Raw genomic sequence first — 9,240 nt, forward strand, 5'->3', positions numbered from 1 at the left:
ATCAGCAAGCCTGCGGGGCGGCCTGCCTACTGACGGGCCATGTGCATGCGCATCTCGCTCTCGGCGTCGACGATGAGGTCGCCGGACAGGTCGACGGTGACGCTGTGGAGGGTGCCGGTGAAGCGGAACGGCGCCCGGTATTCGGGGGTGACGGCAGAACCGGGGTTGACGCCGCAGGCCATGCCGCCCGGATTGAACGTGACCGGGGTGGTGACCGGCATGTCGATCTCGCCGACCAGGCGGCCGTCGATGTAGAGCTGGGCGCGGCCGGGCGCTCCCTTGCCGTGGGCGATGTCGGGGACGCCTGTGGGCTCGAATTCGAAGCGCAGCGCGTGCCGCCCCTCGGGCACGGTTTCGCTGGAGGAGACGTGGTGCAGGGTTCGTTGGACGTAGTTGTGGGCGTAGTGGAGGTGGCCGTCCTTGACGTAGAGGGACCAGCCGCCGGCGTTGGTGCCCTGGCTGATCAGGACGCCCTCCGCGCCGCCGGGCGGGATCTCGACGTCCGCGGTGACGCTGTGCGGGCGGTTGAGGACCCGGGGGGCGACCGCGGCGGGGAGGACCTGGGTGCCGGGGCGGAGGGTGTAGCTGGTCCGGTTCTCGGTGATCTGCGGGCGTTCGGTCATCAGACGGTCAAAGGCACTGCCGTCGATCGGCATCACGTTGTACTTGCCGGCCTCCATGTACCACAGGGCGACCATCTCGATGAGTTTGCTGCGGTGCTCCTGGGCGAGGTTCCGAGTTTCGGCGATGTCTCCGTCGACGCGGTACAACTCCCAGTGATGGGCGTCGAGGTCGTCGAGGTCCGCCATGGTGATCGGGGCGCCGAACGGTCGCCCGGCCTCGGCGAAGTTGGGGCCGGGCCAGGGGCAGACCGCTCGCCATCCGTCGTGGTCGATCGCCCGGTGCCCGAACATCTCGTAGTACTGGGTGCGGTGTCGGGTCGGCGCGGTGGCGTTGTCGAAGGTGTGCGCGAAGCTGACCCCGTGCAGGGGCGACTGGGTGACACCCTGGATGGTCGCGGGCGCCTCGACGCCAAGCACGTCCAGGACGGTGGGCACCATGTCGATGATGTGCGCGAACTGGTCGCGGACCTCACCGCGGGCCCGGATGCCTTCCGGCCAGTGGACGAGGAAGGGGTCGCTGACGCCACCTCGGTAGGTCTCCCGCTTCCACCGCCTGAACGGGGTGTTCCCTGCCCACGTCCACCCCCACGGGTAGTGGTTGAACGTGGCCGGGCCGCCGATCTCGTCGATCCGCGCCAGGCTCTCCTCCAGCGTCTCGGGCGCGTTGTTGAAGGCCTGCAGCTCGTTGGTGGTACCGGTGACGCCACCCTCGGGGCTCGCACCGTTGTCGGAGACCACCATGATCAGTGTGTTGTCGAACTCGCCGGTCTCCTTGAGGAAGCCCAGCAGCCGTCCGAGGTGGTGGTCGGTGTGGGAGAGGAACCCGGCGTAGACCTCCATCATCCGCGCGGCCAGGCGCCGCGCGTCGGGCGTGAGCGACTCCCAGGCGGGGACGTCCGGATCGTGCGGGGACAGCTGCGCGTCCGCCGGCACCACACCGAGCTCCTTCTGCCGGGCGAAGGTGCGCTCGCGGTAGGCGTCCCATCCGTCGTCGAACCGGCCCCGGTAGCGGTCCGCCCACTCCTTCGGCACATGGTGCGGGGCGTGCGCCGCGCCGGTACACAGGTTCAGGAAGAACGGCTTGTCCGGGGCGACCTGCTTGGCGTCGGCGATGAACGACATCGCCCGCTCGACCAGGTCCTCCGTCAGGTGGTAGCCCTCCTCCGGCGTAGCGGGCGGCTCGACCTGGTGGTTGTCGTACACCAGGTCCGGATACCACTGGCTCGTGTCCCCGCCCAGGAACCCGTAGAACCGTTCGAAGCCCCGCCCCAGCGGCCACCGGTCGTAGGGGCCCGCGGCCGACTCCTGCTCCGATTGCGTCAGGTGCCACTTGCCGACCATGTACGTGTTGTAGCCGTGCTGCAGGAGAATCTCCGACAGGAACCCGTTCTCGAACGGGATCTGCCCGTCGTAGCCCGGGTAGCCGGTTGCCAGCTCCGTGATCGCCGCCATGCCGTTGGCGTGGTGGTTGCGACCCGTGATGATGCAGGAGCGCGACGGCGAGCACAGTGACGTGGTGTGCATGTTGCTGTACAGCAGCCCGCCCCCGGCCAGCGCGTCCAGATTCGGTGTCTCGATCGGACTCCCGTAACAGCCGAACTGCCCGAACCCCGTGTCGTCGAACACGATGAACAGCACGTTCGGCACACCCGCCACCGCCCGCACCGGCTGCGGCCACGCAGGACTCGACTCATCCGTTGTCCGACCGATCACCCCCGGGAACCGCTGCCCCGGCCGGTACTCACTCCAGGACGACTGAGCCATCTCGGTCTCCCGTCCCACCAGCGCGAACACCGGTGATGTGTGTGCGGCGTCTGCGGCCGCGGCCTGCTTACGGCCACAGACCCTCCTGCCGAGGCGGGATCCGTATCGGACGCCGGGCAGGACCCCACGTGTCGGCCGGGACCGGGCCAGGTCTACTTCCCACGCTAGGGCGCCACTATCACCACGGCGACCGGGGGCGCTGTCTGGTCCTGCCCGCGGAGACGGGAACGGTCAGTGGGTCTCGGACGGTGAAGGCCGCGCGGTCGTCAAGGCCTGGGGTGGCCTGGATGACGCGCCGGGTGATGCGGACGGCCTGCGGGGAGTGGGAGCGGATCCGTCCGGCGAGGACCATCGCGGAGTCGAGGGCCTGCCTCTTGCCGGTGAGCAGGTTGACGAGTCCGGTCGACTTCGTCATCGGCGACGTCGTCACCTTTCACGGGACGACGGCCGTGCGTGACGGCGCGGTGCTCCGCGTGGATCACACGAGCTTACGCTTCCTTGACGTTGCAGTGCTCAATGCGCTCCTCGCCGACGTGGGCTTCGAGATCGAGGCGCAGTACGGGGACTGGCACCGAGGGGCCATCGACGCCAACAGCCGGGAGATCATCACCGTTGCCTGCCGCTCCCGAGGTTGCTGACTCTGATCCCCATGACATCCCTGAGCGGCCAAATGCCAGTGGATTAAGGGTGCCGGATCCCGAACAGATCCCCACTTGGTTTGCGTGCGCGCCATCGACGTCAAGTCATCGTCGGACCCAGCTCCTGGACGTTCGCACCGCGTCGTTGTCGCCGGTGGCGTCAGCAAGTCAGGCAGGGGCAGACAGAGGGCCTTCGATGCCCCAGAACGCGACCACGGTGATGCGCGCGGCAACCCACATCACGCCTGAGGAACGCGCGGCACCGAGCCCGTGGACTATCCGTTCGGGGTCCGCGTCACCCGCACGGTCATCGGCGTTCGCAGGATCTGCGGCATCTCCTCTGTGCGGACCAGCATCCCCCATCATCCATGGGTCCCCCACACAGCTGCAGGCGGTCTCGCCCACAAGATCTGCCGCCCCTGACTCAAACGCCGAGACTCCTACGTGACCGTCACGAAATGTGGGCCGTAGCCAGATTCAAAGAGTGCCATCACCTCGGCCGGCCTTGGCACCTACGTGGCCGAGAAAGCCAGGCGGGGGCTGCGACACTCTGCAGCTGCCTCGGACCCAGCTGGGTCCGAGGCAGGTGGGTTCGCCTGCACAGGGTCATGACCCCCACGGCGCGCAGCGTCGGACGTTGTGCGCGAGGGCTTGGAGTACATCGGTGCGGGTCACCTGGGTGGGAAGTAGACGGTTGAGGTGCGAGGGCATGTCCGGCTGGTCGGGTGGCAGGAAGCCGATCTGGGCTACTCGGGCCATGCCGCGCGCGCGAGGCTGCGGCGTGGCGGGTTCGGCCAGCAGCGGTCCGCTGACCGGGCGGCCTGCATCCTTGAGGAAGTCGATGCAGGCTCGCTCCAGGTCGGCTGCGGTCAGCCGGGCGGGGCCGGCGGTGACCCAGTGGAGGCCGGGGGCCGTGGCATCGCCGCGGATCTGGGCTTCGGTCAGTGCGGTGACGTAGTCGACGAGGGTCTCCATCGGGAGGATGTCGGCCCAGTGGTCGCGCTGGAGGGGAAGTCCACCAGGTCGTGCCTGAAGCAGAGCGGTGAACAGGGCGTGCGGGAACTGGTGTCGAGGTGCGGTGGGGGCGCTGCGGGCGGCGAAGAGCAGGGCGGTGCGCACGATGGCGACGGGCTGGCTGCAGTGGGTGGCCAGTTCCTCGGCTCGGCGCTTGGACTGGCCGTACGCGCGCATGGAGCGGGCGGCGAGGTCGTCTCCGGGAACCTCGAAGGCGGCCGCGGCGGAGGAGAGCAGGACCACGGGCACGCGGGCTTCCTCGGCGAGCTCGAGGATCCTGCGGGTGCCGTCGGCGTTGACGTTGTCGAAGGCGGTGTGGTCGCGGGGGGCGAAGTCGGTCAGCCCTCCGCAGTGCACGATGACGTCGATACCGGCTGCCAGTTCTGTGCGCCGACGGACGCTCAAGCCCAGGCCGTCGACGGTCAGGTCAGCTTGTACGCAGTTGGTGGCGCCCTCGGGTCGGCGGCGGTAGACGAGCGCCGTGACGTCGTGGCGCGCTGCCAGTGCCGGGAGGAGGTTCGCTCCGATCACGCCGGTCGAGCCGGTGAGGAGAACGGTGGGGCGGGCTGCGGTCATGGTGGCCTCGGGGCTGGTGGGTGGGGGCGGGGCAGTCCTGGAGGGGGTGCCCGCAGCTGGGATGCCGGCGGGTGGGCAAGAACGGTCAGGTCACGTGCGCCGGAGGGGCGGAGCTCCTTGCGGGCTGATCCCGGCTCTGGGCAAGGGGAGGGACGGTGGCGCATCCTGCGGACCGCAGGGCATCCGGTCATCGCCGTACGTCTGCTGCACACCTCCCGCGCTGGGCCGTAGCGCGGTCGAAACCGGATGGCAGTAGGCGAGGCCGTCGAGGGACTCCCCGGACGCGAAGCGGGTCAGCAGGTCGCCGGCCTGGTCCGGAAGCTCCAGATGCATCGCGTGGTCGGCGTCGTACACCAGCATGAAGCGGGCATCGGGACAGGTCGAAGCGACCTCGCGGCACAGGTACGGCGGAGTGAAGAGGTCGTGCTCGCCTGTGACCACCAGGACGGGCGCGGAGATCGGCGGCTGCGGCGACGGCGCTTGTTGCAGCACCCGCAGGGTGTTGTTGCGATACTTCTGCCCGTCCGCGTCGTCGATGCCGCGAAACATGGAATGCAGGATGCGGCGCACCGCCGACTGGCGGGTGACTTTCGCGCCCGGCCTGGACCGAAGGATGGTGCCAGTGCTCAATTCCGCGAACTCCTCCATCCGCTCGCCCTCCAGCAGATGGACGCTGCGCCGCAGATCCTCCCGGACCTCGTCGGGGACCCGCAGGAGCGGTCCCGCCAGGGCGATGCTGCGTACCGCCTCGGGATAGGCCTGGGCATAGCGGTAGGCGATGCCCGAACCGTACGAAGCGCCGAGCACGTGCACCCGCCGGTGCCCGGCCACCCCCAGCAGGTCATGCAGGGCGGCCGCGAGGAAGCCCACGCCGTAGGAGGCGGGCAGCGTGTCCGCATCACCCCACCCGGGCAGGTCTACGGTGAACACGTGGAACCTTTGGGCCAGCACCGCTTCGAAGCGGCCCCATGCCGTCTTGCGCTGGAGGGCCCCGCCGATCAGCACGACCGTCTCTGCCGCGGGGTCGCGGTGCCATAGCGTGCGCCCCTCGGACTTGTATCCGCCGTAGGCGGACACCACGAACTCTTCGAAGGACAAGAAACGCTCCCCTGGTCGTGCGAACCCTTGACGGCCCGTGTGGCGCTGACCGTGGCCTCCAAGCCATCAGTGCAACGATCACGGCGGAGTGCCGTCACGCGGCTGGCGTGGCCAAACACCTCTCCCGCAACGAGAGATCGGGCCGGGCGGGCTCGTCGGTGCGAACTGCATCGCGTGAACGGGCCGCAGCGGTGCTCGCCGGGCTCTGGATTCTTCTGTATATCCGTCAGCTCCCGCTTGCCTGCCCGACCCGGGTGGGAGCAGCGGCAGCGGGGGTGTGGAGGGCAAACAGGCGGGTCTTGATGTGGTCGCTGAGCCATAGAGGCGCCGCACACTGCAGGGCGGCACCCAGGTGGGCGTCGACGCCGACGGTGTATCTGCGACGCGGGCGCGGGACGACGAGAGCCTTGGCGATGGTGCGGGCCACCGGCTGAGGGCCGCCTGCCGACTGATGGATACGGGAGAAGAGGTTCGCGGCCCGGTTGTGGACGTCGACGTCGGCGAGGGCCGCGCTGAGGGAGGACAGGTCCTCCTGGGCCCGGTCCCAGAACGGGGTCGCGACGGTGCCGGGTTCGACGAGGACCACCCGTACACCGTGGCGGCGGGTCTCCATGCGCAGGCTGTGCGTTGCCGCGCTGAGCGCGTGCTTGCTGGCCGTGTACCAACCGCTCATCGGCGACGGGATCCGCGCGCCGGCGGAAGAAACGATCACGATCCGCCCCTGGCCCCGCCTTCGCATCGCGGGCAGCACCAGCGTGCACATCCGCAGCGTTCCTACGACGTTGACCTCCAACACCTCGCGGATCCGGTCCTCCGGCAGGTCGGCAATCCCACCCGTCAGCGTCATGCCGGCGTTGGCCACCAACGCGTGAGGGCCACCATTGGTGAGGTCAGCCGCTCTCGCGACAGCCTCCTGACACGACGCCGGGTCGGTGAGATCCATAACCACCGCGTCCAGCGCCAGGCCCTGAGCGTGGGCGTTGCGGACCAGCGCGTCAGCCTTCTCCTTGGAGCGGGCCGTCCCGATCACCTGTCGGCCCTCGCGGGCCAGCCGCAACGCAGTCGCCAGCCCGATCCCGCTGGTCGCACCCGTCACCAGCACGCTGACCGGCCGAGCATTGCCGTTCGTCTGCTCCAACACAGCTGTTTCACTCCAGAGGTTTGCCGGTAGCCGTCCCACCGTGAACCAGCTTCTGAAAGTCCCCGGACCCGGCCGGGTCGGTGGCGGGACGCGCCGTCGGTGACAACGCCCTTGCGCCCTCCCGGTCACGCCCCGCCCTCACCGGACCCGCCGCGGCCACCAGCCGTCCGGCCGTGCGTTCACCTCGCTGTGCGGAGCGGCCAGCTCCTCAGGTCCGCATGCTCTGCCCGAACGGCGCTCCGCATCCACTCCGCCGTCCACACGCTCACTGAGCTCCGTGGAGCTGGTGGAGCGGGCGCTGCCCGGAGTCGAGGAGCACGCCGACCAGACGGCCGAGAGCGCTTGTCTGCTCGCATACGTGGCGAGCGCCGGCGGCTGGAGCACGGTGGCCGCCGACGACGCCCTGACCGCGATCGAGACCCTGGCCGAGGCGCTCGGCGGGATCGACCCGGAGCTCGTGGAGGTCCTCGCCGCGCTGACGGCGGCGACCTCTACCGCCCGCCGGCGTCTGGGCCTCCCCGTGGACCCCGCGCCGGAGCTTGCCGCCGCGGGGGCGCTGCCCTCCCCGCGATGTCCAGGTCGACGGCCCGCACCAGGGAGGTCGTCATTCCCTGGCCCTCCATCACCGACCGGCTGCGCTCGATCAGGCCCTCGGTGTTGCTCACCTCGGGGGAGCGCTTGAGCGTGCAGTTGTAGAACGCGCTGAGGTCGAGGAGGCGGTGTCCCGGGCCCCGTCCCGTTCGCGCGGGCGCTCCGGTGTCGCTCAGCGGTCGAACGTCACAGCCGCGTGGATGGTCTTGCCGTGGGGGTGGGTGTCCACGGTCACCTCACGGCAGAGCCGCAGCACGATCGGCCAGCCGAAGCCGCCGGGACGCAGCTCCTTGTGGAGCTCGTAGAGCGGGGAGTCCCCGCTGGCGTCGGACACGGACACGGTCACACGGTCACGCCCGACCTTCAGGCCGAAACCGGTGATGCCGCCGCCGTGGCGGTGCGCGTTCGTGACCAGTTCCGAGGTGATGAGGAGCAGGTCGTCGACCTGGGCGGGCCGCAGGGGGCCGAGGGCGGCGAGCGTGTGGCGGACGATCTGCCGCGCCTCGGCCGGGGTACGGACCGGGGACGGTCCGCGATGCCCGGTGGCGTGCCCGTCCGCATCGGGTGCCCGGCACCGGGTGCCGTTCCGGGTGTTCATGACGGGTCCCTCTCTTCCTGGTCGGTCGACAGTCGATGGGTTTCGCCTGCCCGCCCGTACCGGGGAGATGCGTGCCGGAGGCGTCCGGAGCCGCCGTCCACGGAGGAGGAGTGCCTCCGGGAAGCCGGGGTACGAGAACCGGGACCGCTGAACGGACCGCGAGCAGGAGGAGGTTGTCCCGGTGCGGACCGATACGGCCGAGGCGATGACGACGTGCGTGACGAGCGGCACGTGTGAGGACCTGCCCGTGCTCGACGCGCCGCACGAGCTCCCACCCCGGGACGCGCGTGCGCTGTCGAAGGTGTTCTTCCGCGAACTGGCGGCGCGGGAGGAGGGGACGGAGGGGCACCAGTACATCCGGAACACCCTGATCGAGATGAACATGTCGCTGGTGGTGTACGCGGCGGGCCGGTTCCGCGCGCGGGGCGACGAGAGGGAGGACATCCTCCAGGTCGGCATGGTCGGTCTGATCAAGGCGATCGACCGTTTCGACCTGTCGCGCGAGGTGGAGTTCGCCACCTTCGCCGTGCCGTACATCGTGGGCGAGATCAAGCGGTTCTTCCGTGACACCACCTGGGCGGTGCACGTTCCGCGCCGGCTCCAGGAGGCGCGGATAGAGCTGGCGAAGGCGACCGACGAACTGAGCGCGCGGCTGGGCCGGGCCCCTCGGACCGCCGAACTCGCGCCGGTCATGGACCTGTCCGAGGACGAGGTCGTGGAGGCCCAGGTGGCCGCGAACGGCTACACCTCGACGTCCCTGGACGCCACGATCGCCGGCGGCGACAGCGAGGACGACGACGCCGCCCTGGCCGACATCATGGGTCAGGAGGACCCGGCGCTCGAACTGTTCGAGGAGTTTCACACCCTTGCCCCGCTCGTGGAGGCCCTCGACGAGCGCGACCGGCTGCTGCTGCACCTGCGTTTCGTCGAGGAGCTGACCCAGACGCAGATCGGTGAGCAGCTCGGTGTCTCCCAGATGCACGTCTCCCGACTCCTGGCCCGGAGCCTGAACCGGCTGCGGGAAGGCATGGTGGAGCCGGGAACCGACGGCTGAGCCGGGAGCCGGGAGCCGGGCGGGGAGTCGGCCGCTGAGGGAGTGCGGGGGGGGGGCGGGGGCGGCGGCGGCCGGGCCGCCGCCCCGGCGGGGGATCAAAAGCAAAAACAAACCCAACACGAAGTAGGGGAAAAGAGGGAGGG

The 9,240-nt window shown here is 69.9% G+C and carries 9 protein-coding genes; 3 read left to right on the plus strand and 6 right to left on the minus strand.

The genetic code is table 11. The annotated features are described in order from the left end of the window. Positions 1-26 precede the first annotated feature (26 nt). Together ACFWWU_RS27050 and ACFWWU_RS27055 are read right to left on the minus strand one after the other, a co-directional pair. Positions 27-2,261, minus strand: coding sequence for an arylsulfatase (locus tag ACFWWU_RS27050; protein ID WP_384148638.1), 2,235 nt, complete (start codon positions 2,259-2,261; stop codon positions 27-29). Between the two features lie 304 nt (positions 2,262-2,565). After that, positions 2,566-2,802, minus strand: coding sequence for a hypothetical protein (locus tag ACFWWU_RS27055; protein WP_384148640.1), 237 nt, complete (start codon positions 2,800-2,802; stop codon positions 2,566-2,568). Positions 2,803-2,896: 94 nt separating this feature from the next. Between ACFWWU_RS27055 and ACFWWU_RS27060 the strand changes: the two genes are divergently transcribed. Then, on the plus strand, positions 2,897-3,025 hold the full coding sequence (locus ACFWWU_RS27060; RefSeq protein WP_384148642.1) for a hypothetical protein: 129 nt from the start codon (positions 2,897-2,899) through the stop codon (positions 3,023-3,025). A 606-nt stretch (positions 3,026-3,631) separates the two neighbouring features. On the opposite strand, the gene ACFWWU_RS27065 is transcribed toward ACFWWU_RS27060, so the two are convergent. The 3 genes from ACFWWU_RS27065 to ACFWWU_RS27075 form a co-directional block, all read right to left on the minus strand. Further along, on the minus strand, positions 3,632-4,615 hold the full coding sequence (locus tag ACFWWU_RS27065) for an SDR family oxidoreductase (RefSeq protein ID WP_384148644.1): 984 nt from the start codon (positions 4,613-4,615) through the stop codon (positions 3,632-3,634). A 90-nt stretch (positions 4,616-4,705) separates the two neighbouring features. After that, a complete protein-coding gene (locus ACFWWU_RS27070) occupies positions 4,706-5,713 on the minus strand; it encodes an alpha/beta fold hydrolase (protein WP_384148646.1) in 1,008 nt (335 codons plus the stop codon). Between the two features lie 226 nt (positions 5,714-5,939). After that, positions 5,940-6,854, minus strand: a complete 915-nt coding sequence (locus ACFWWU_RS27075) for an SDR family NAD(P)-dependent oxidoreductase (RefSeq protein WP_384148648.1) — start codon at positions 6,852-6,854, stop codon at positions 5,940-5,942. 570 nt (positions 6,855-7,424) lie between these two features. Between ACFWWU_RS27075 and ACFWWU_RS27080 the strand changes: the two genes are divergently transcribed. Continuing rightward, a complete protein-coding gene (locus ACFWWU_RS27080) occupies positions 7,425-7,550 on the plus strand; it encodes a hypothetical protein (protein ID WP_384148650.1) in 126 nt (41 codons plus the stop codon). Between the two features lie 67 nt (positions 7,551-7,617). Here the strand turns inward: ACFWWU_RS27080 and ACFWWU_RS27085 are convergent, their stop codons facing one another. After that, complete coding sequence (locus tag ACFWWU_RS27085; protein ID WP_384148652.1) at positions 7,618-8,043, minus strand: ATP-binding protein; 426 nt, start codon at positions 8,041-8,043, stop codon at positions 7,618-7,620. Positions 8,044-8,248: 205 nt separating this feature from the next. Between ACFWWU_RS27085 and ACFWWU_RS27090 the strand changes: the two genes are divergently transcribed. Beyond that, positions 8,249-9,097: an RNA polymerase sigma factor SigF gene (locus ACFWWU_RS27090; protein ID WP_384148658.1), complete on the plus strand. Its 849-nt coding sequence runs from the start codon at positions 8,249-8,251 to the stop codon at positions 9,095-9,097. Positions 9,098-9,240 lie beyond the last annotated feature (143 nt).

The organism is Streptomyces sp. NPDC058650 (assembly GCF_042717315.1).
In the GTDB taxonomy this organism is placed as follows: domain Bacteria; phylum Actinomycetota; class Actinomycetes; order Streptomycetales; family Streptomycetaceae; genus Streptomyces.

What these genes read in the sequence shown, in the direction of transcription:
- ACFWWU_RS27055 (WP_384148640.1), bottom strand. Translation starts at nt 2,802, where the DNA reads ATGACGAAGTCGACCGGACTCGTCAACCTGCTCACCGGCAAGAGGCAG.
- ACFWWU_RS27065 (WP_384148644.1), bottom strand. Translation starts at nt 4,615, where the DNA reads ATGACCGCAGCCCGCCCCACCGTTCTCCTCACCGGCTCGACCGGCGTG.
- ACFWWU_RS27090 (WP_384148658.1), top strand. Translation starts at nt 8,249, where the DNA reads ATGACGACGTGCGTGACGAGCGGCACGTGTGAGGACCTGCCCGTGCTC.
- ACFWWU_RS27080 (WP_384148650.1), top strand. Translation starts at nt 7,425, where the DNA reads ATGTCCAGGTCGACGGCCCGCACCAGGGAGGTCGTCATTCCCTGGCCC.
- ACFWWU_RS27085 (WP_384148652.1), bottom strand. Translation starts at nt 8,043, where the DNA reads ATGAACACCCGGAACGGCACCCGGTGCCGGGCACCCGATGCGGACGGG.